The organism is Methylobacterium segetis (assembly GCF_004348265.1).
GTDB lineage: Bacteria > Pseudomonadota > Alphaproteobacteria > Rhizobiales > Beijerinckiaceae > Methylobacterium > Methylobacterium segetis.
Window position 1 is genome coordinate 1 of the sequence record NZ_SMNT01000088.1, and the last position, 20,956, is coordinate 20,956.

Annotated in this window: 15 protein-coding genes and 1 tRNA gene; 8 read left to right on the forward strand and 8 right to left on the reverse strand. The window is 68.5% G+C overall.

The features are described from left to right. Positions 1-839 (forward strand): polysaccharide biosynthesis/export family protein (locus E1J50_RS19745; RefSeq protein ID WP_132255533.1); only part of this gene is annotated, 839 nt, incomplete at its 5' end. Between the two features lie 15 nt (positions 840-854). On the opposite strand, the gene E1J50_RS19750 is transcribed toward E1J50_RS19745, so the two are convergent. The 4 genes from E1J50_RS19750 to E1J50_RS19765 form a co-directional block, all read right to left on the reverse strand. Then, positions 855-1,463, reverse strand: a complete 609-nt coding sequence (locus tag E1J50_RS19750; protein WP_165937924.1) for a PAS domain-containing protein — start codon at positions 1,461-1,463, stop codon at positions 855-857. Between the two features lie 423 nt (positions 1,464-1,886). Beyond that, complete coding sequence (locus E1J50_RS19755; protein WP_132255535.1) at positions 1,887-3,254, reverse strand: aminotransferase class I/II-fold pyridoxal phosphate-dependent enzyme; 1,368 nt, start codon at positions 3,252-3,254, stop codon at positions 1,887-1,889. Continuing rightward, positions 3,251-10,666 carry a type I polyketide synthase gene (locus E1J50_RS19760; RefSeq protein ID WP_165937925.1) on the reverse strand — a complete coding sequence of 2,472 codons (7,416 nt, stop codon included), beginning with the start codon at positions 10,664-10,666 and terminating at the stop codon, positions 3,251-3,253. The genes E1J50_RS19755 and E1J50_RS19760 overlap by 4 nt, the downstream gene beginning before the upstream one ends. A 452-nt stretch (positions 10,667-11,118) precedes the next feature. Then, positions 11,119-12,438: a UDP-glucose dehydrogenase family protein gene (locus tag E1J50_RS19765; protein ID WP_132255537.1), complete on the reverse strand. Its 1,320-nt coding sequence runs from the start codon at positions 12,436-12,438 to the stop codon at positions 11,119-11,121. Positions 12,439-13,102: 664 nt separating this feature from the next. On the opposite strand from E1J50_RS19765, the gene E1J50_RS19770 reads away from it, so the two are divergent. Next, a tRNA-Val gene (locus tag E1J50_RS19770) sits at positions 13,103-13,177 on the forward strand. A gap of 264 nt (positions 13,178-13,441) precedes the next feature. Here E1J50_RS19770 and E1J50_RS19775 read toward each other — a convergent pair. After that, complete coding sequence (locus E1J50_RS19775) at positions 13,442-14,398, reverse strand: class I SAM-dependent methyltransferase (RefSeq protein ID WP_245516660.1); 957 nt, start codon at positions 14,396-14,398, stop codon at positions 13,442-13,444. 121 nt (positions 14,399-14,519) lie between these two features. Between E1J50_RS19775 and E1J50_RS19780 the strand changes: the two genes are divergently transcribed. Further along, on the forward strand, positions 14,520-16,166 hold the full coding sequence (locus E1J50_RS19780; RefSeq protein WP_132255538.1) for a glycosyl transferase family 90: 1,647 nt from the start codon (positions 14,520-14,522) through the stop codon (positions 16,164-16,166). 63 nt (positions 16,167-16,229) lie between these two features. Here E1J50_RS19780 and E1J50_RS19785 read toward each other — a convergent pair whose 3' ends face one another. Then, a complete protein-coding gene (locus E1J50_RS19785) occupies positions 16,230-16,802 on the reverse strand; it encodes a CoA-binding protein (protein ID WP_132255539.1) in 573 nt (190 codons plus the stop codon). Positions 16,803-16,898: 96 nt separating this feature from the next. Between E1J50_RS19785 and E1J50_RS19790 the strand changes: the two genes are divergently transcribed. From E1J50_RS19790 to rpsI, 3 genes are all read left to right on the forward strand, one after another. Beyond that, a complete protein-coding gene (locus E1J50_RS19790) occupies positions 16,899-17,363 on the forward strand; it encodes a PaaI family thioesterase (RefSeq protein ID WP_245516661.1) in 465 nt (154 codons plus the stop codon). A 181-nt stretch (positions 17,364-17,544) separates the two neighbouring features. Further along, the gene (rplM, locus tag E1J50_RS19795) at positions 17,545-18,006 is read left to right on the forward strand and encodes a 50S ribosomal protein L13 (protein WP_132255540.1); all 462 of its coding nucleotides are present in this window, start codon (positions 17,545-17,547) and stop codon (positions 18,004-18,006) included. Positions 18,007-18,008: 2 nt separating this feature from the next. Next, positions 18,009-18,491 (forward strand): 30S ribosomal protein S9, encoded by a 483-nt coding sequence (gene rpsI, locus E1J50_RS19800; RefSeq protein WP_132255541.1) that lies wholly within the window; start codon positions 18,009-18,011, stop codon positions 18,489-18,491. Positions 18,492-18,590: 99 nt separating this feature from the next. Here rpsI and E1J50_RS19805 read toward each other — a convergent pair whose 3' ends face one another. After that, positions 18,591-19,121, reverse strand: a complete 531-nt coding sequence (locus tag E1J50_RS19805; protein WP_132255542.1) for a hypothetical protein — start codon at positions 19,119-19,121, stop codon at positions 18,591-18,593. A gap of 200 nt (positions 19,122-19,321) precedes the next feature. On the opposite strand from E1J50_RS19805, the gene argC reads away from it, so the two are divergent. Then, complete coding sequence (argC, locus tag E1J50_RS19810; RefSeq protein ID WP_132255543.1) at positions 19,322-20,272, forward strand: N-acetyl-gamma-glutamyl-phosphate reductase; 951 nt, start codon at positions 19,322-19,324, stop codon at positions 20,270-20,272. Positions 20,273-20,500: 228 nt separating this feature from the next. On the opposite strand, the gene E1J50_RS19815 is transcribed toward argC, so the two are convergent. Next, entirely contained in the window at positions 20,501-20,695 is a 195-nt protein-coding gene (locus E1J50_RS19815; RefSeq protein ID WP_132255531.1) for a hypothetical protein, read from the reverse strand. A 113-nt stretch (positions 20,696-20,808) separates the two neighbouring features. Between E1J50_RS19815 and E1J50_RS19820 the strand changes: the two genes are divergently transcribed. Continuing rightward, positions 20,809-20,956: MucR family transcriptional regulator (locus tag E1J50_RS19820; RefSeq protein ID WP_425374955.1), on the forward strand; the 148-nt coding region annotated here is incomplete at its 3' end.

Sequence of the window (20,956 nt, forward strand, 5' to 3'; positions counted from 1 at the left end):
TCTCGGCCGGATCCAAGTCCGCCCTCATCCCCGAGCAGGTCGTCTCCCGCGACGGCGCCATCTCCGTGCCCTATGCCGGCCGCATCCAGGTCGCCGGACGCCGCACCCAGGACGTCCAGGCCCTGATCGAGACCGAACTCGCCGGCAAGGCCATCCAGCCCCAGGTGCTCGTCTCCGTCACCCGCCCCGTCTCCCAGGCCGTCACCGTCACCGGCGAAGTCGCCGGCGGCGCCCGCCTGCCGCTCTCGGCCAAGGGCGACCGCCTGCTCGACGTGGTCGCCTCCGCCGGCGGCGTGCGCGCCCCCGTCGCCGAGACCTTCGTGCGGCTCTCGCGCGGGCCCACCACCGCCACCGTGCCGCTCACCACCGTGGTCTCCAACCCGCGCGAGAACATCTACCTGCGCCCGGGCGACGTGCTCACCCTGGTGCGCGATCCCCAGACCTTCCTGGCGGTCGGCGCGCTCGGCAACTCCACCGAGATCCCGTTCCAGGCCGAGGGCATCACGCTCGCCCAGGGCCTGGCCAAGGCCCGCGGCCTGTCCGACTTCCAGGCCGACCCCTCCGGCACCTTCATCTTCCGCTTCGAGCCCGCCAGCGTGGTGCGCAAGCTCAAGCCGGGCTCGGCGCTGCTCGGCACGCCGCTGGTGCCGGTGGTCTACCGCATCGACATGCGCGATCCCCAGAGCCTGTTCCTGACCCAGGCCTTCCGCATGCGCAACCGCGACCTGATCTACGTCTCCAACGCCCCCTTCACCGAGGTCCAGAAGGTCCTCTCCGCCTTCTCCGCTGCCTCCGGCCCCATCAGCGCCGCCGCCGCCACATACGCCTACACACGGTAAAGCCAGGGCGGCGCGTCAGTTCAGGGCGCGCCGCCGCTGAGCCTTCTCGAGGCGGGCGAGTTCGCGGCCGATCTCGTAGAGGGCCACGTCGATCAGGGTCTGCAGGACGGAGTTGCTGCCCGCAAGCGCTTGGCGGGCGGCCATGCAATGGTCGGCCGCGCGCTCGAGCGGATGGGCGTTCGGATCCTCCATCGTCGCCACGTAACCCTGGCCGTCCGCCCGGCTTTCCGTGATGTCGATCAGGATGCCGTGGCCGAGGACCGGCTGGCCGTCCTCGTTGCGCTCGATCCGGCCCCGGCTGAGCAGCCAGCGGTCCTCTCTGCCGGGCGGCCTGACCCGGTACTCGCAGAGGAACAGACCACCCGCGCTCCCGGCGTTGCGGATGTAATCCGCCACCCAGGCTTGATCGTCCGGATGGATGCAGGTCGTAACCTCGTCGATGGTCAGCGGCCTGCCCGCAAGGCGGGAATCGCCGGCAATCAGCCCGGCTGCGCCGTCATCGAGGATCACGCGATGGCGAAGCAGGTCCCATTCCCAGACGCCGACAACGCCCGATGCGTGCAGGGCGGCCCGCAGATCGGTGTCGGAAGTGCGCGCCCGATCCGTCGCTCCTGAACTCCCCATGTCCGCTCCCATCCGCAACCCTGACCCATCGCGGACCAAGATTGCTCATCATAACAGGATCGGGAAGAACAGAGAGCAAAATTTGTGTATCTCGCGGCACCCTGGCGCTCGCTTTTGGTAGAGCCGGCCCAGGAAACAGCATCAGATGCATCATTTCGGCGCCCTCGGACGTCCGATGGCAAAAAGTGATCACATGCGATTGCTGGTTGCAATATTGCTGGCGCCGGCGGAGGGCGGCGGCGAAGCCAAAGCTTCGGCGAAGCTCCGCGCCCCCTTCCGAATACACGCATAGGTAGAAGATTCGTGGCCGCACCGGTCATGCGGGGGCCAGGGGCATCCCGAGGCCGGACCCGGTTCGGGTGCCGGCCGATTCGGCTCCGGCACCCGAATCAGCGGAGCCTTCGGGCTCGATCCGCCCGGCGCTCAGCCGCGCTTGGCGAGAAGCTGCTCGATCAGCGAGCCGCCCTTCTCCATCTCCGCGAGTTCCTCGGCGATCGCGTCGACGGTCGAGCGGATCTGTTCCTCCGTATGCTCGGAGGTGAGGAAGAAGCGCAGGCGCGAGGCCCGCTCCGGCACCGCCGGGTGGATGATCGGCTGCACGTTGATGCCGCGCTTGAACAATCGGTCGGACAGCGTCACCGACTTCAGCGAGTCGCCGATGATCACGGGGATCACGGCGAGCCCGAGGCTGGTGCCGACATCGACCCCGCGGGCCTTCGCGCAGGAGAGGAACAGGTTGCCGTTGCGGCGCAGCCGCTCCACCCGCTTCGGCTCGGCATGCATCACGGCGAGGGCAGCCTCGGCGGCCGCGGCGAGGGGCGGCGACATGCCGACGCTGTAGACGAAGCCACCCGCCGTGCACTTCAGGTACTCGACGAGGGCGCCCGGGCCGCAGATGTATCCGCCGCAGGTGGAGAGCGTCTTCGAGAACGTGCCCATCCAGATGTCGACGGCGCTCGGGTCGACGCCGCAATGCTCGAACAGGCCGGCGCCCGTCGCGCCGAGCACGCCGAGGCCGTGCGCGTCGTCGACCATCAGCCACGCGTTGTAGCGCTCCTTCAGCGCCACGAACCCGGCAAGGTCCGGCGCGTCGCCGTCCATGCTGTAGAGGCCCTCGATCACGATGAGGGCGCGGCGGTGCTCGTGGCGGGTCGCGGCGAGCAGGCTCTCCAGCGCGTCGAGGTCGTTATGGGCGAAGGAGCGGCGCTGGGCGCCCGAGAGCTGCGCGCCGGTGACGATGCTGTTGTGGATGAGCGCGTCGTGGAAGATGACGTCGGCCGGCTCCAGGATCGCGCCGATCGTGGTGACGTTGGTGGCGTGCCCACTCACCATCACGACGCAGCCGTCGGTCCGGTAATGCTGCGCGAGCGCCTTCTCGAGGGCGATGTGGCCCGGCCGCTCCCCGGCGACCACCCGACTCGCCGAGGCCGAGGTGCCGTAGGCGTCGATGGCCTCGCGAGCCGCGGCATTGATCGCCGGGTGCCCGTTCAGGCCGAGATAGTCGTAGGACGAGAAGTTGACGAACTCGCGCCCGTCGATCCGCGTCGTGGCCCCGGCCTTGGCGTCGTGGACGCGGAAGAACGGATTGCCGAGGCCGATCAGGTCGGCGGCCGAGCGCTGAAGCTTCAGCTCCCGGTAGCCGGGCAGTGTCTCGAAATCCTGGACACCCGCATCCCCCGATTTCGGGCGCGGTTGCCCCTGCGCCGGCCGCGCGGGAGCGCGCCCCATCCGGTTGGTGACGAAGCCTGCGAGCGCGGCGCGCCCGTCGTCCGGTCGAACCGGCTGGGTCATGGCAGGATCTCTTTGATCTCCAGGCTGTTCTGCTCGACGAGCGTCTTGAACGGCTCCAGCTTCTCCGCGTCGATGTCGCCGACGTGCTTCTGCGCGAGGCTGAGGGCGACGCCCGCCGCCTCGTCAACCGGCGCCGAGATCGACTGGATCAGCGTCTCCGAGAGCTCGTTGACGGTCAGTCCCGACGAGATGCCGGCCGGCGGCGCGTCGAGGGCGAAGCGCTCCTGCAGGCTCGCGCCGAGCTCGACGCCCATCAGCGAGTCGAGGCCGATCTCGGAGAGCTGGCGCACGCGGCTGATGTCGTCCTTCGGCAAGCGCAGGATACGGGCGATGTCCTCGACGATGGCGTCGGCCACCGTCTTGCGCACCGTGTCGATATCCTGCGTCTTGAGGAGGCTCGCGATGTCGATCGTCGCGACGCCGCCGGCCTCCGCCTGCTGGTCGGAGCCGAGATCGGCGTAGCTCGGCGAGCGCATCGTGGCGAGGCGCTCGCGTGCCTTGCCCCAGTGCATCGCCGCGATGGCGACGACGGCCTCGTCCGGGCTCGAACCCTGGCCTTCCAGCGCCTCCTGCATCAGGTCGAGGCAGCGGCGGGCCTCCATCGGCGTGACGCCGACCCGGCCGGCGAGCGTCTCCATCACCGCCTTGTTGCGGGCGAGGACGCCGACATCGCCGATGGCGCCCCAGGCGACCGCCATGGCGGGCAGGCCGAGGCGGCGGCGCTGGCGGGCAAGGCCCTCCATGAAGCCGTTGGCGGCTACGTACGCGCCCTGGCCGGGATTGCCGATGAAGGTCGTGGCCGAGGAGAACAGCACGAAATAGTCGAGGCTGCGGTTGCGGGTCGCCGCGTCGAGGTGCTGGGCGCCGACCACCTTCGGCTGGATCACCGCGTCGAGCGCCGCGGCGTCGAGGTTGGCGATCAGCCCGTCCTGCAGGACCATCGCCCCGTGGATGATGCCGGCGAGCTTGCGGCCGCCCCGCTCCACCTCAGCGAGCAGGGCGTCGACCGCACCGCGGCTCGTGATGTCGCAGGCCTTCGCCTCGACAGTCACGCCCCGCGCCGTCAGCTCGGCCACGAGGGCCTTCGCCTCCTCGCTCGTCGCGCCCTTTCGGCCGACGAGGACGAGGTTGCGGGCGCCCTTGTCGGCGAGCCAGCGCGCCGCCTCGATGCCGAAGCCGCCGAGGCCGCCGGTGATGAGGTGCACGCCGTCCTGAGAGATCGCGAAGTCGCGCTTGGCGTGGGCGAGCACCCGGCCCGGGGCCGGCGGCGCGATCACGATCTTACCGACATGCCCCGATTGCTGCATGAGCCGGAACGCGTCCGAGGTCTCCTCGGCCGTGAAGGGCTGGTAGGGCAGGGGCTTAAGCCCGCCGTCGTCGAACAGCGACATCACCTCGCGGAAGAGGCGGGCCCCGTCCTCGCCCTGGTGCTGCAGCACTTGGTCGAGATCGACACCGAAATAGGTCAGGTTCCGGCGGAACGGCCGCAGGCCGATATGGGTGTTGGCGACGTAGTCGCGCTTGCCGAGCTCGACGAAGCGGCCGAACGGCTTGAGCGCGTTGAGCGAGCGCTCCATCGCCTCGCCGAACAGGCTGTTGAGCACCACGTCGACGCCCTCGCCGGTGATCCGGCGAACGTCGTCCACGAAGGCGAGCGAGCGCGAATCGAGCACGTGCTCGGCGCCGAGCGCCTTGACGAGCGCCCGCTTCTCCCGGGAGCCGGCGGTGGCGATGACCCGCGCACCCTTGAGCTTGGCGATCTGGAGCGCCGCGAGGCCGACGCCGCCCGCGCCGCCATGGACCAGCACCCACTCGCCCTTCTTGAGGCGCGCGAGGGAGACGAGGCCGTAATAGGCGGTGAGGAAGGCGACCGGCACGGTCGCCGCCGCGCGCGGGTCGAGCCCGGGCGGGCTCGGCGCCACGACGAGTTCGGGCACCACGATGTGGGTCGCGAAACCGGATTGCGCGAAGGCAACGACGGGATCGCCGACCTTGAAGGCGCGGACACCCGGCCCCACCGCGACGACGCGACCGGCACATTCGAGGCCGAGGCGAGGACCGGCGAAGCCGTCCTCCAAGATCTCCTCGGGCAGCATCGAGAGCGCCCAGAGAACGTCGCGGAAGTTGAGGCCCGTCGCCTCGACCGCGATCTCGACCTCGCCCTGGCCGGGCTTGCGGCGCTCGGCCGGCCCCCAGACCATCTCGTTGAGGCCGCCCGTGTTGCTGCGCTCCAGCCGCGCGGCCGGGGCCGCCACGGCATCGGCGGAGGCGCGGCGCGGCGCGATGCCCGGCGCGAAGCGGATCACGCGGGTCCGATCCTCGTCGAGGACGATCTCCGTCTCGGGCGTGCCGGACAGGATCAGGTCGCAGAGCCGCTCGGCCGCCCGCTTCGAGAGCATGGCGGGCGAGAGATCGATCCGGCGGACGTCGAGATTGGCGATCTCGTTGGCGAGCGTGCGGGTGAAGGCCCAGACGCCGGCCTCGACGGAGGCCGTCGAGCCGCCGCGCTCGCGGGTCGCCCCCGGCGCCACGACCCAGAGGCGGGTCTGGCGGCTGCCGAGATGCTCGACGCAGCGCTTGAGGCTGAGGCAGCGGTCGCGCAGCCGCTCGGCCGCGTCCCCGCCGCGGGTGAAGGCGCCCGCGAGGAACACCACCGTGTCCGGCGTCTCGCGCTCCAGCTCCAGCAGGGAAGCCTCGGAATCGAGGATGATGGAGACGTGGACGCCGTTCGCCACGAGGAGCGTCGCCAGAGAGGAGGCGGTCTCCGCGGCGAATTCGTCGTCGGAGCCGATCACGAAGGCGAAGCTCTGGGCCGAGGCCGGCTCCGGACGCTTCGGCGCCTCGGCCGTCAGCAGCAGGTCGTTGCCGTTGCCGGTCTTCGCCTTGTCGGCGGATACGCTCACGAGACCGCTCGCGCTGAGCGAGCGCTGCCAGCCGGTGACGTCATTGAGGCGGCCGACCGGCATGTCGTCGGCGGCCGTCTCGAACCAGCCGGCGGTGAGGCCGAAAACGAGGTCGCGGAACAGCGAGGCACCGGGCTCCACGGCCACGAGCACGCCGCCCGTGGCGAGCGCCTCGGCGAGCCGGCCCATCGCCTCGCGCGGCTCGCGGTGCAGCACGCCGCTGGCGACCACCACATCGAAGGAGGCCGCGCCCAGGGCCTCGGCCTCCTCGACCACCGCGACTCCGCGGGGCAGGGCGAGGCGGGCGCGCTCGGCAAGGCGCCGGTCGGTCTCGAACACGGTGAGGCGCGCTTCGGCGCCTTCCGCGAAGGCGGCGGCCTGGGCCGAGAGAGGCCCGAAGCCGACCTGGAGCAGTCGGATCGCCCGGTCCTTCGGCAGTTGCTCGACGCTCTCGGAGAGGATCGCGGCGGCGACATCCGCGGAGGCGCGGGCGGTGGCACTGCGCAGGGTGAAGGCGTCGAGCGCATTCTGCGGCAGGGAGGGGGCCTCGGTCAGTTCGCCCGCGAGCAGCCGGTCGACCAGCGCGCCGACATCGGCGATGAGCACGAGCTCGGCCGACAGATCCGGATGATCCGCCGCGATCCAGCGCATGATCTCGTCCGGCGCGGGCAGGGTCACGTCCTGGCGCAGGGTCCATGTCCGGCCCTTCAGCTCGGCGAGCCCGCTGCTCTCCAGCCCGTACAGGGCGTTGATGAGCCATGCGCTCATCTCTCGGGGCACGCGTTCGTTGATCGCGATCATGCCGCCTCGTTCCAGCCCCTTGGCGAGCCGGTAGGCGAGGGAGGTCGCCCAGCCCTCCAGAAGCAGGTGGCCGGGCGAGAGCGGCGCATCGGCCGGGGCACGGGCGGCACGCGCGCGCGCGATCGCGGCGGCGATGCCGGGACCGCGCTCGGTCGGGATCGCGGTCGGCTCGGTCGCGAGTTCGGGCCGCTGTGTGATCGCGTAGGCGGCGAGCTCGTTGCCGCTCTTGGCGCGAAGCGCCTGGAAGCGGCCCTCGCGGATCGTCGCGATGACCTCGCCCTCGGCGTCGAGCACCGAGAAGTCGGCCAGGATGCTGCGCTCGTTGCAGCGGCGGGTGCGGATGACGGCCTTGGCGATCACGGCGCCGGGGCGCAGGAGGCGCACCTCGCCGAAGCGGACCGGGATGTAGGCCTTGGTCGAGTTCTCGCCGAGAAGGTCGGTGAACAGCAGGATCAGGCCGTGGAAGCAGGCATCGAGCCTCGCCGGCACGAGGCCGTAGCGCGGGTCGGCATCGGCGGGAACCAGCTCCGAGACGATGGTGGTGTCGTCGAGCCTCGCGCTCAGCGCCACCTGCCGGAAGCTCGGGCCGAAGCCGAGGCCGGCGGCGACGGCGCGGGCGTAGAGCTCCTCGCCCGTCACCGCGTGCTCGGCCGGGATCTCGACATCCTCGCGGGCCGGCAGGGCGTAGGTGCCCTCGACGATCTTGGCGGAGGCGTGCAGTTGCCAGGGCGCCTGGGTGAGGCGCGGGCGGCTCAGGATCTGGAGTTGGTTGCCGCTGCCGGAGAGGCGGATTGTGGCCTCGCGCAGGGCCTCCTCGCCGAACACCATCGGCCCGTGGATCTCGAAATCGGCGAGCACCACGCTGTCGCTGCGCTGCGATTCGCGGGCGACCGCGAGCGCCATCTCGACGAAGCCCGCGCCCGGCATGATGGGCTGGCCCTCGATGCGGTGATCGTCGAGTTCCGGCACCGTGACGACGTCGACGTAGCCGTGCCAGTCGAGGCCGTCCGCCGCCATGCGTGAGCCGGCAAGCGGGTGGTAGGGTCGGGGGGCGGTGCCGCCGACACCCTCGTTGGTCTCGGCGAGGCGGAAGCTGCGGCGCTGCCAAGGGTAGGACGGCAGGCTGACCGCGCCCTTCGGCGCGTCGCCGAAGACCCGGGTCTCGTCGACCGCCGCGCCCTGGACGAGGGCGGCAGCGAGCGCCTTGCGGATCGGATCACCGCCCGCGGCCTTGCGGTGCATGACGCCGACCACGGCGTTCTCGATGCCGAGCGGCTCGATCGCGTCGCCGACATGCGACATCAGGGTGGCGCGGGGGCCGACCTCGACGAAGACGCGGGCGCCGAGGCGGGTCGCCTCCTGTACGGCGGCGCAGAAGCGCACCGGCTCACGGATGTTGCGCCACCAGTAGCCGGCACCGAAGGCGTCGCCTGCCAGAACCTTGCCGGTCACGGTCGAGACCATGGCGGTGTGGCCTGCGCCGGGCTTCAGCCCGGAGAGATCGCGCAGCAGCGGCTTCTCGGTCGGATCCATGATCCGGCCGTGGAAGGGGTAGGCGAGATCGAGCTTGCGGCCGCGGCGGCGCTTGCGCGAGGCGGCCTTGAGCGCCGCGTCGATCACGGCCTGGGGTCCGGCGATCGTGATCGCCTTCGGGCTGTTATAGGCCGCGATGTCGAGGGTCGGGTAATCCTTGAGGAAAGCCTCGCTCTCCTCGACGGGGGCGAGCATCACGGCCATCGTGCCCTGGCCGCGCGTCGTCTCCTGATGGTGGCTGCGGTAGAAGATGACCTTCACCGCCTGTTCCAGGCTCAGGATGCCGGCGGCTTCGGCCGCCGCGATCTCGCCGACGCTGTGGCCGAGGACGTAGGACGGCTTCAGACCTTGGGCGCGCAACGCCGTGGTGGAGGCGCTCTGGATCGCGAAGATCAGGGGCTGCGACACGCTCGTCAGGATCAGGCGCTCGTCGAGATCCTCGGCGAACATCGCGTCCTTGAGCGACCATTGAGAGAGCGGCTGGAAGAGCGCGTCGATCCGGTCGAAGGCCTCGCGGAAGGTCGCGTTCTCGGCATAGGCCTCCTGGCCCATCCCGGCCCACTGGCTACCGTTGCCGGAATAGACGAAGGCGACCTCGGCCGAGCGGTCGACGGCGGTGCCGACGAGGGCCGCATCGGTGTCCTCGGCCTCGCCGATGGCGCGGAGAGCCGCAATCACGTCGGTCTTTCCGTCGAGGGCGACCGCCGCGCGGGCCGGCAGGCGCTCGCGCCGATGCGCCGCGGCGGCCGCGATGCGGGCGGATTCCTCGCAGGAGGCCGCCTCGAACCGGTCGGCATAGTCGAGGGCGAGCTCGTTCAGAGCCGCGCGGCTCTGGGCGGAGAGAAGCAGCATCTCCGGCGCGCCGTCCGGCGCGGCGTCGGCCGCCACGGGCCGCCCGTCCGTCAGCACGACGTGAGCGTTCGTGCCGCCGAACCCGAAGGAGTTCACGCCGGCGAAGCGCTCGCGGGAGCCGCGCTCGATCGGCAGCGGCTTCTGCAGGACCGAGAGGTTCAGATCACCGAACGGGATCTCGGGATTTAGTTCGGCCGCGTGCAGCGAGGCCGGCACGAGGTCGTGCTCGAGGGCGAGGCTCGCCTTGAGGAGGCCCGCGAGACCCGAGACGGGCTCGGTATGGCCGATATTGGTCTTGATCGAGCCGATCGGCAGCGGCGCCTGGCGCAGGCGCCCGAGCCGACCGCCGATGGCGCTGGCCTCGATCGGATCGCCGACCGGCGTGCCCGTGCCGTGCGCCTCCACGAAGGCGACGTCGTCGAGCGGGATCTCCGCCTCGCGGTAGACCTTCTCGAGGAGCGCACCCTGGGCGTAGCCGGAGGGCAGGGAGATGCCGGTGGTGCGGCCGTCCGAATTGACGCCGCTCGCCGCGATCACGCCGCGGACCGTGCTGCCCTGGCGCTGGGCGGCCTCGGCCGATTGCAGCACGAGGACGACGCCGCCCTCGGAGCGGACATAGCCGTCCGCGCTCGACGAGAAGGCCTGGCAGAGGCCGGTCCGGGAGAGCATCTGCGCGTTCGAGAAGCAGATGAAGTTGAAGGGGCTGGCGAGGAGGTTCACACCGGCCACGACCGCCGTGTCGACCCGCCCCGCCCGGATCGCCGCCACGGCGGCGTCGAGGGCGACGAGGGAGGAGGAGCAGGCGGTGTCGACCGTGAAGCTCGGACCCTTCAGGTCGAAGATGTAGGAGATGCGGTTGGAGAGGATCGAGAGCGTGTTACCGGTGGCCGCGTAGGCATCGCCCGACGAGGCGTCGAGGATGCGCAGGTTCCCGTAATCGAGGGAGGAGGCCCCGACGAACACGCCGATGTTCTCGCCCGCGACCGCGGACGGGCGCAGGCCCGCATCCTCGAGCGCTTCCCAGGTCAATTCCAGCAGGAGCCGCTGCTGCGGATCCATCTGCTCGGCCTCGCGGGGCGAGATGCCGAACACCGCCGGATCGAAGGACCAAATGTCGTCGAGAACACCCGCCGCCCAGGTGTAGCTCTTGCCCCGCTCCTGCGCCCGCGGATGCCCGAACCGGTCGAGCGACCAGCGGTTGTCGGGAATACGACTGACGGCGCAGCGCGCCTCGGTCAGGAGTTGCCAGAGCCCGTCGACGCTGGGAGCGCCCGGGAGCCGGCACGAGCGACCGACGATCGCGATGTTGGCACGTTGTGTCACGTTCGATTCGCACACGCTCGTTGACGGGGGACGATTCGGATTGCCGACGACGGAACAATCAGGTCCACCCTTAGTATGGCACTATCGTGGTGTCCAACCTGCCACCGGTACATCCGCATGAAGCGGCCGAGATGGCGGCAGGCTGTGGCACGTATTCATCACACCCGGCTGATCACGACCCTGCGGCATCGGAATGTTTGCCGCATGTGATCTCCACCCAATCCACAGTTCAGCACCCAGAAAACGCCACAATTCGCATCCGGCTCATGGAACTGGATTTGTCCGCGGCTGCGTGCGCTGCACGTCACCTTGCCAGAGCCTGGAAATTCGGTCCGTCCACCGGCTCATCATCGATGGAGCTGTGTACTGGATCGTACAGCCTCTTTCGGGATGCCCGCTTTATCCATCGCTTTCGGGCAGCAACGCGGCGTCATCCGGGCGGATCGGCACAATCAATCTGTCCGATCCTGGGCGCGCCCCACGCTCACGTAGCGCAGGCCGCGCCTGGCCATATCCTCCGGCCGGTAGACATTGCGCAGATCCACAACCACGGGTGCGGCCATGATCGCCTTCAGCCGGTCGAAGTCGAGCGCCCGGAACGCATCCCACTCGGTGATCAGCACGAGCGCGTCCGCGCCCTCCGCGCAATCGTAGGGGTCCGACGCGTAGGCGATGTCGGGCAGGAGCGCTCGCGCCTGCTCCATCCCTTCCGGATCGTAGGCGCGCACCCGGGCGCCCGCATCCTGCAAACCCGCCACGATCGAGAGGGAGGGGGCGTCGCGCATGTCGTCGGTGTTCGGCTTGAAGGTCAGGCCGAGCAGCGCGATCGTCCGGCCCCGCACCTGACCGCCGCAGGCGGCGATCACCTTGCGCGCCATGGCGCGCTTCCGCTGGTCGTTGACCGACACCACGGTCTCGACGAGCCGCACCGGGGTGCCGGCATCCTGCGCCGTCTTGACCAGCGCCAGGGTGTCCTTCGGGAAGCACGAGCCGCCGTAGCCCGGCCCCGCATGCAGGAACTTGCCACCGATCCGGTTGTCGAGCCCGATGCCGCGGGCGACCTCCTGCACGTTGGCGCCAACCTGCTCGCAGAGATCCGCGATCTCGTTGATGAAGGTGATCTTGGTGGCCAGGAACGCGTTGGCCGCGTATTTCGTCAGCTCGGCCGTGCGCCGGCCCGTGACCAGGATCGGGGCGGCGTTGAGGTACAGGGGGCGGTAGACCTCCCGCATCACCTCGGCCGCGCGCTCGTCCTCGGCACCGATGACGATGCGGTCGGGCCGCTTGAAGTCGGAGATCGCCGCCCCTTCGCGCAGGAACTCGGGGTTCGAGACCACCGCCACCTCGGCGCGCGGTGCCACCTCGCGGATGATGCGCTCGACCTCGTCGCCCGTGCCGACCGGCACGGTGGATTTGGTGACCACCACCGTGTAGCCGGACAGGCTCTCGGCGATCTCGCGCGCCGCGGCGAACACGTAGGAGAGGTCCGCGAAGCCGTCGCCGCGCCGGGACGGCGTGCCGACGGCGATGAAGACGGCGTCGGCGCGGGCCACCGCGTCCTTCAGCTCGGTCGCGAAGGTGAGGCGCCCCTGCCGGACGTTCTCGGCGACGAGCGCCTCGAGCCCCGGCTCGTAGATCGGGATGCGGCCGTCCTTCAGCGCGGCGATCTTGGCGGGGTCCTTGTCGACGCAGACCACGCTGTGGCCGAAATCGGCAAAGCACGTGCCGGACACCAGCCCGACATACCCAGATCCGATCATCGCGATGCGCACGGATGTCATCCCCTGCCGGCCCCGACCTGACCGGAGCGCGTCTTCGCTGCATTGCACCCTTAGCGGGGATTCACGTGGGGGGAAACCGAGGCGCGCTATCCTTGACAGGTGATCTCAACCGCTGAGGTTGCCGTCGTCGCCCGTCTGCGTGCCCTCCCGGCCGGCCGGACGCGTCGCGCAGAGGGAGATGGCCGGACCATTCCCGTGGGTCCGCCAATCATAGTGGATCGTGATCTCGAAGGACGAGCCCAGTCCCCGGCGGCATCATCGTGAGACACTCGCCGGCGAACAGGTCGAGGACATTCTCATGGGAGGGGCGGACATCGACGAAACGACGCCACGACATCGCCGGCGACACGATGCCTGTCGACCGACACAGCGCCGCGCCCGATCGTCATCGCAGCAGCGGGCGTGATCCAGAACCGGATGATGTCGCCACGGTCGAAATCGACGAGGAATCGCATTCCCTCTCACTGCTGTTTCGGCTGATCTGACCCGCCCCATCGTGGCCGGGCGGGTCAGCGCCTTAGCGCATTTCGCGAGCCGTTGCAGCGGTCACGCGACGGGCGGACGAGACGCGATGCGAAATCACCGATCTTCGGCTTGCGCACCCACTCGGCAGAAGCTATAGCCGCGGCCTCACCGGAGCGGAACGGCTTCGGACGGGCGCGTAGCTCAGCGGGAGAGCACTACCTTGACATGGTAGGGGTCACAGGTTCGATCCCTGTCGCGCCCACCATCCAAGTTTCCGATGTCACAGATTTCGATCTGCGGAGACTTGAACAGACTTTCGATACATCCCGGCTCAGAGAACGACACCGCGAGCCGAACGGACGCTCGGCCGGGATGCCAATCCGGCTCGGCCACTCTCGGTATCGTGACGCCCGCTACCGGCGCAGGACCGCCTCCCGCTCGGCGAGGCCGGTAGCGCCCCCCGCACAGATGAGGTCGGGGGTAGGGCCGCTTTGTACGATGCGAAGGCGCAGGCCCGATCATTCGAGCGTCAGCCTCCTCGCCGCATCCAGAACGCCCCGGCATGCCGCGACACACCCTCGAATTCCGGCGCGTCGAACAGATCCGCGAGTTCGCCCGCCCGCTGCACGGAGGCATGCAGGCCGGGAAACACCACCGCGTCGCCGTCGGCCCCTCCCAGCAGATAGGCGATGAGCAGGTATTGCTCGTTGTAATACCGATCGAGCCATTGTTCCGGGTAATCGGCCGGAAGGAAGATGTCGTGGATACCGTAATAGGCGCCGGCCGGCAAAGCCGGCAGCAGCTCCGTGAAGAAGACGGTGACATCGGAGTTTTGAAACGCACGATGTGAGTTGTCGATATAGACGACGTCGCCCTCCTTCAGCGTCGGGAGGTAGCGATCGATCGGAACATCCTCGAAGGGTTGGCGAACGACATCGTCGCAGAGAGCATCGACGACGGCCCGGGGATAGGGATCGATCGAGATGATCCTCGTGCTGAGGCCGGCGTCGCGGATCGCCTTCGCGACGAACTTCGTCGAGTTCCCGGATCCGACCTCGAGATAGGTCGCGGGTTTCAGCCGCCGGATCATCGCGTAGAGCAACATCCCGTCGAGGCCGGGAATCATGCCGTTGTTCCAGTAGGGTTCGGGGGCCTCCGGATCTCCGGAGAAGGAGATCGCGCGCAGGGCGGGAAGATGGTCGCGCACGGTCGTGAGCCAGCCGGATACGGACTCGTCCGCGCCATCGCAGAGGGCGCGAATTCGGCGCCCCCCCGCACTCTCGGAAAAAGCCCGCACCCGCGGCCGGATCGGGTAGTCCGTGACGATCACCCGTCCCTCGGCAGCGGCCAGAGCAATCACACCGGCCTCCTCCTCGCTGCGGGCAACCTGAGGCGCAGAGGATGCATCGAGCATATCGAGGCTCCCAGATGCTTGATCCAAGGCCGAGAACTCGCCACGAATGGCACAGCTGCCGGTTTGCGCCATCCCTGGACGATCTGCAAGCCGAGCGGACATTGCGCGGCCGGGGACGAAGCCCCGCAGCGATTGCAACACTGACCTCATCATCCCTCTACAAGTCCGGCTTATCCAAGCAGGTTAGCACCGAATGATCTCCGTTGAAGAAATCCGGATCGCGCTCCAGCGGCGAGATGCGTCGCTCGCCGATCGGCTTCGCCAGCGCAGAGATTCTAGAAACCTCCATGAATTCGACGTCGGCATCATCGATGCGCAACTGATCGCCTTCGATCTGAGAATCGAGGAAGCCCGAGATTATCTGACCGAGTTCGCCGATCGATTTGACCTGGCCAAGCTCTCATGGGCGCACAAGCGGGTTTTTGCGGCGGCCTGCATGGTGTGCGGATGCCCGGAACTCGGCATGGACGCGCTGAAAGCCGATCTCGGCATCGATTTCGATGTCACGTGGACCCTCGATTATGTCAGCCCCTTCAAGCACCGGGAGGCTGTCCACGTCACGCTCGGCGCCGGGCCGGCCTGCGTCATCGCCGTCAACCAGCATCTCTACAGCTTCGTTCATGCCGATGAGATCTTTGGTCGATTGATCGACTGGCTTCCGATCATCCAATCCACGATCTCCAAGGTCGAGGCGGCATCGACGGCCGTATTCGCCCTCGGAGACGCCAGCATGCCCGGCGCGATCTCGGGGTGTTCGAACGACAGGAAGACGTTCTTAATCCCCGATCCGATCTTCATGTACAATCGCGCCTACCAGAACTTCCGAACCATCGTGCACACCAAGGCTCTGGATTGGGCCGAACGCCGGGACGTGGTATTCTGGCGCGGGTCCGATACCGGCCTTGGCCATATCTGGCAGGAACTTCCCCGCGTCGTCCTGTGCCAACGCGTCGACGAGGCGAATCGGCCCGACATCTTCGACGTCGGGATCTCGCAATTCGTTCAGGTACCGAATGCTTCGCGCGATGCCATCATCGCCAAAGGCTACCACAAGCCTTACGTGCGCAACGAGGAGCTGATCAACTATAGATACCATATCGACATCGACGGCAATACGAACTCCTGGCCGGGTCTCTTCCTGAAGCTGCTCTCCGGCAGCCCGGTGTTCAAGGTCGCCTCCCCGCACGGATTCAGGCAGTGGTATTACGATCGGCTCGAGCCCTGGATCCACTACGTCCCGGTCGAACCCGAGATGAGGGACTTGGTCGAGAAGGTTCTCTGGCTGCGACAGAGGGAGGATCGGGCGCGCTCGATCGGCCAGCGCGCTCAGCAACTCGCCTTCGGGATGACATTCGAGACGGAAGTGCAACGGGGCAGCGAAGTGGCCGTGGCGGCCTACCGCGCCCATGCCGGGCTCGCGCTCGCCGATCTACGGTTCGGCGCGGAGGGCAATGCGCGCGCATCCCTTCGCCAAGGGTGGGCAGGGGACGCCGCGACCACCTATGAATGGACGCTCGACGATCACGCCGTCATCGAACTCGCGAAACCGCCCTTCCGATCGGACCTGATCCTCCATCTTCAGGCTTTCGGGAATGTCGGTCCCGACCTTCCCGCACAGCGAGTAGCCGTCATCGTGAACGGACATCATCTGAAGGAGATCAGTGTCGCGCACGAGGCGAGTTTCACGATCCCGATTCCGAGCGGCGTCGTCGAGGCTCGACCCAGGCTCACCCTACTTCTCGTGATTCCCGATGCCGCGAGTGCGAACCGGACGGGGCGTTGGGACGATCTCCGCATCCTCGGCATCGCCGTTCAGCGATTGCGTCTCACCGTCGCGTAGCCGGATCGAGCGGACGAGGCGTGGCCGGGGCGCGGCGCTCGCGTTCTGCCCGCCGACGGACGCTCACTCCCCGCCGCGGCTGTCGATCGTCAGCTTCTGCACGCCGCGAGAGGACAGGACGGGCTTTCTGGCGCTGATGATGCGCGAGTTCACCCCCGTCCAGCCGATCTCGCCCGACAGGCGTCCGTACTCGATCTTCGGACAGCGATTCATCACGACGGTGAGGCCCCGCGCCTCGGCACGGGCCGCGGCGGCGTCGTTGCGCACGCCGAGTTGCATCCAGATCACCCCCGGCGGATCGGGCAGCGACAACGCTGCGTCGACGAGGGGACCGGCGGCCTGCGCGTTGCGGAAGATCTCGACCATGTCGACACGGCGTCCGAGATCCGCGAGCGAGGCGACGACCCGCCGCCCGAGGAGCTCCTGGCCGGCCAGTCCGGGGTTGACGGGTACGACGTCGTAGCCGCGGTCGAGGAGGTATTTCAGCACGATCCAACTGGGTCGCGCGGGGTTCGCCGAGGCGCCGACGAGCGCGATCGAGCGCGCCTCGCGCAGGATTTTCCGGATCAACGCATCCGGGTAGCTGTCGTGGCGGGTCGGGAGGCCCTCGGGCCGCGCATCGGGAGTCGGGATCATGGCGGGACTTGTCGGCCATCCCCGCCCATGCTGCAAGGCGGCCCTGGACAGCGACGGCGCTCCGCGCGAGCGGCGCAGGGCAGGGGTGAGGCGGGGATGTCGGGATTGCGCGAAGTGGAGGGCGGCGAGCCGCGCATGTCCCTGGCCGAGGTCACCGCCTTCCTAGAGCGCGAGTTTCCGCAGGTCCATCACGGCGGACGCACGTATCACCTGGAGGCGGTGGGCCGCCTCTCGGCGCGCATGCGGATGGACCACCACGAGCGTCACCTGCGCCCCGGCGGCACGGTGTCCGGGCCGTCCATGATGGCGCTGGCGGATCTTGCCCTCTACGCGGCGATCCTCTCGCAGATCGGCCCCGTCGGCCTCGCGGTCACCACCAATCTCAGCTTCAACTTCCTTCGGAGACCGGGGCCGGCCGGGCTCGTGGCGGAGGCACGGCTGATGAAGCTCGGCCGGCGTCTTGCCGTCGGCGAGGTGCTCATCACGGCGCGGGACTCGGACGACCTCGTCTGTCACGCGACCGGAACCTACTCGATCCCGCCCGGATCTGCGGTATCATGATACCGCAATGACGAAGCATCTCTGAAATCTCGCGTTTTCGGCTCTTGCCTGCCCGCGATTGCCTTGACGCGGGGCGAAGAGACCCGTATGGGAGCCGCCGTACGCCGCTGCGTTCCCCCGAACGTGGCGGCACTCGTTTTCGAGACACCCCACGTCACACCCCCAAGTCACGGGTTCGGCCATGAAAACAACTTCGCTGAAGCCCGCCGACGTCGACAAGAAGTGGGTCGTGATCGATGCGGAGGGCTTGGTCGTCGGCCGGCTCGCCTCCATCGTCGCGATGCGCCTGCGCGGCAAGCACAAGGCCGCCTACACGCCCCACGTCGATTGCGGCGACAACGTCATCGTTATCAACGCCGAGAAGGTGAAGTTCACCGGGCGGAAGTACAACCAGAAGGTTTACTACCACCACACCGGCTATCCGGGCGGCATCAAGGAGCGCTCGGCCAAGTTCATCCTCGAGGGCCGCTTCCCCGAGCGCGTCGTCGAGAAGGCCGTGGAGCGCATGCTCCCGCGCGGCCCGCTCTTCCGTCAGATCCTGGGCAACCTGCGGGTCTACAAGGGCACCGAGCACCCGCACGAGGCCCAGCAGCCGCAGTCGCTCGACGTCGGCGCCCTCAACCGCAAGAACGTGAGCGCTTGATCATGGCGACCCTTCAGTCCCTCGCCGACCTCAACCGGACCAACACCGCCTCGGACAACCAGAGCGACGCTCCGGTCCATGTCCAGAAGCTGGATGCCCAGGGCCGGGCCTACGCCACCGGCAAGCGCAAGGACGCGGTCGCCCGCGTCTGGATCAAGCCGGGCTCCGGCAAGATCGTCATCAACAGCCGCCCGGTCGACACCTACTTCGCCCGGCCCGTGCTGCGCATGATCCTGCGTCAGCCGCTCCAGGTGGCCAACCGCGTCGACCAGTACGACATCACCGTGACGGTGGCGGGTGGCGGCCTCTCGGGCCAGGCTGGCGCGGTGCGCCACGGCCTCTCGAAGGCCCTGACCTACTACGAGCCGGAACTGCGCTCGCCGCTGAAGCGCGAAGGCTTCCTCACGCGCGACTCCCGCGTCGTTGAGCGCAAGAAGTACGGCCGCAAGAAGGCCCGCCGCAGCTTCCAGTTCTCGAAGCGCTGACGGCGACGTCGGCTTCGGCGAACGAACAGGGCGGGCCCGCGAGGGTCCGCCCTTTTTTCTTGAGGTTGGCCGTGCGCCCGGGACGCCGGCACGGCGGTTTCAGGCGTGGAGCGCGCGCTCCAACTCGCCCTTGGACATCTTCGAGCGTCCGGGAATGTTCTTGGCCTGCGCCTTCTTCATCAGGTCCGCTTTCGTGGAGCCGGAGGCGCTGACACCGCTCTTGCGCGACGCTGCGCCCTTGCGCGACGCTGCGGCTTTGCGGGCCACGTCCTTCGGCTGCTTCGAGAACTGCTTGCCCTTCGCCGTGTCGGCCCTCTTCTTGTCCGAGGAGCGCGCGTACTCGGCATCGGACAGGGTGTTGCGGGTCTTCTTCGGCAGGTAGCGCTCGCCCGTATCGGCACTCTTCCGACCGGATTTCGTGCCCCATTCCTCATCCGTCCATTGTTTGAGGTGGTTGTCGCCGCCCTTCTTGCCGGCGTAGCCGCCGCCCTCCTTCTTGTACTCGGACGTCGCCATCTGTGCCTTCCGGGCGGACCATTGCCCCGGCTTCCCGCCCTTCGAGGATTGGGTGACGCGCTTCTTGACCGTCTGCCACAGCTTGGGGTCGGTCTTCTCGGCAGTCTCCGACATGTCACTCGTCTCCGAATATTGAGGATTGGGCGGTCAACCGGAGGCGGAGAGGGGAGTTCCGGCCTGCCGGCCGCGACATCGGGACAGCCTGTGGACGAGGGCCGGCCACGACGGATTGTCATGTTCGTCCGGCAACATTGACTTGCGCGCCGCTCCCCTCCACCTCGCGGGGCAGCGACAGCGCGGGAAGGCGACAGGCGATGGCGGACCGGACCAGCCCGGACAGGCCCAGGGTATTCATCGACGGCGAGGCCGGCACGACGGGTCTCGGCATTCGTGAGCGCTTGGAGCGGGACGGGCGCGTCGAATTGCGCAGCATCCCGCACGAGAGCCGAAAGGACGTGGCGGCCAAGCGCGCGCTCCTCGGCGAGGTCGACCTCGTGGTGCTCTGCCTTCCCGACGACGCGGCACGGGAAACCGTGGCGCTCGCGGACGGCCTCCCCGGGGGCGGCCCCCGCATCCTCGACGCGAGCACGGCGCACCGGGTCAGCCCGGGCTGGGTCTACGGTTTCCCGGAACTCACGCGGGAGCAGGCCGGCGCAATTCGGGCGAGCCGGCGTGTGGCCAATCCCGGCTGCTACCCGACCGGGGCGATCGCGCTGCTGCGCCCGCTCGTCGCCGGCGGGCTGATCCCGGCCGACTTTCCGATCAGCATCAACGCGGTCAGCGGCTATAGCGGCGGCGGCAAGAGCATGATCGAGGCCTACGAGAGCGGCGCCGCTCCCCCGTTCCAGCTCTACGGCCTCGGTTTCGCGCACAAGCACCTGCCCGAGACGCAGACCTATAGCGGACTGAGCAGGCGGCCGATCTTCGTGCCCTCCGTCGGCAATTTCCGGCAGGGGATGCTGGTCAGCATCCCGCTGCATCTCGGAAGCGTGCCCGGCACCCCCGATGCGAGCGACCTCGAATCCGCTCTGCGCGACTGGTATGCCGGGCAGAACCTCGTCCGGGTCGTTCCCGGCGCGGCCACCGGCGCGCATCGGGAGCGCCTGGAGCCGGAAGACCTCAACGATTCCGATCTTCTCGAATTGCGGGTCTTCGGATCGGACGAGCACGCGCAGGCCGTCCTGGTCGCCCGCCTCGACAATCTCGGCAAGGGCGCGTCCGGCGCGGCCGTGCAGAACATCGGTCTGATGCTCGGCCTCGACTGATCCGCGCACGCCAACGCTGCAGACACACGAGAGGCGGCACCGGCAGGGCTCTGCCGGACGATGCCGTGCGCGCCGACGAATCATACCGCGCGGTCGAGCCGAGGGGCACCGTCCGGTCGAGGGCGCGCCGGCACGCCGCCGGCGTTTCGAGAAATGTCGATGGCCCTGCGCTGTTGAGCGGCGCCTCGCCCGTCCCCGAACCTCGCGCTGAGCTTCGGAACTCAGGGTTCAAGCCTGAAGATCGATGCGCATGAGCGTGCGGGCCATGAAGAGCTTTTGCGCAATCCTGATAAGACCTTGCCCGGCATCAGCCCGCGCAGAACTCGCACCCGGCGATTTCGGTGATGCGTTGGAAAAGCGCGCACGAAGTTCGAGTCCGGACGGTCTTTCGGGCCGGCAGCCTGCAAAATCGGTGGTAACCATCCACATTTATCGTCGTTTTTCGGACGTTCTCGTCCCCAAAACATCTTGCCGGTCGCCGGTGCTGAGCTTACGGTCGAGAATATCATCAACGCACGATAATATGGCCAATGAGCATGAGCGAGACAGAGACCGACAAGGGGCACCTCATCACCCTCGCGGCAGACATCGTTTCGGCTTACGTCAGCAACAATCATGTACAAAGCGCGGAGCTTCCGAAGCTCCTCAGCGACGTACACGAGGCGATCCGCACCGTGTCCGGGA

Bases quoted from the DNA above. Each gene is read 5' to 3' on its own strand.
- E1J50_RS19805 (WP_132255542.1), bottom strand. From the start codon at position 19,121: ATGTCGGAGACTGCCGAGAAGACCGACCCCAAGCTGTGGCAGACGGTC.
- argC (WP_132255543.1), top strand. From the start codon at position 19,322: ATGGCGGACCGGACCAGCCCGGACAGGCCCAGGGTATTCATCGACGGC.
- E1J50_RS19780 (WP_132255538.1), top strand. From the start codon at position 14,520: ATGATCTCCGTTGAAGAAATCCGGATCGCGCTCCAGCGGCGAGATGCG.
- E1J50_RS19790 (WP_245516661.1), top strand. From the start codon at position 16,899: ATGTCGGGATTGCGCGAAGTGGAGGGCGGCGAGCCGCGCATGTCCCTG.
- rpsI (WP_132255541.1), top strand. From the start codon at position 18,009: ATGGCGACCCTTCAGTCCCTCGCCGACCTCAACCGGACCAACACCGCC.
- E1J50_RS19785 (WP_132255539.1), bottom strand. From the start codon at position 16,802: ATGATCCCGACTCCCGATGCGCGGCCCGAGGGCCTCCCGACCCGCCAC.
- E1J50_RS19750 (WP_165937924.1), bottom strand. From the start codon at position 1,463: ATGGGGAGTTCAGGAGCGACGGATCGGGCGCGCACTTCCGACACCGAT.
- E1J50_RS19755 (WP_132255535.1), bottom strand. From the start codon at position 3,254: ATGACCCAGCCGGTTCGACCGGACGACGGGCGCGCCGCGCTCGCAGGC.
- E1J50_RS19815 (WP_132255531.1), bottom strand. From the start codon at position 20,695: ATGGTTACCACCGATTTTGCAGGCTGCCGGCCCGAAAGACCGTCCGGA.
- E1J50_RS19775 (WP_245516660.1), bottom strand. From the start codon at position 14,398: ATGGCGCAAACCGGCAGCTGTGCCATTCGTGGCGAGTTCTCGGCCTTG.
- rplM (WP_132255540.1), top strand. From the start codon at position 17,545: ATGAAAACAACTTCGCTGAAGCCCGCCGACGTCGACAAGAAGTGGGTC.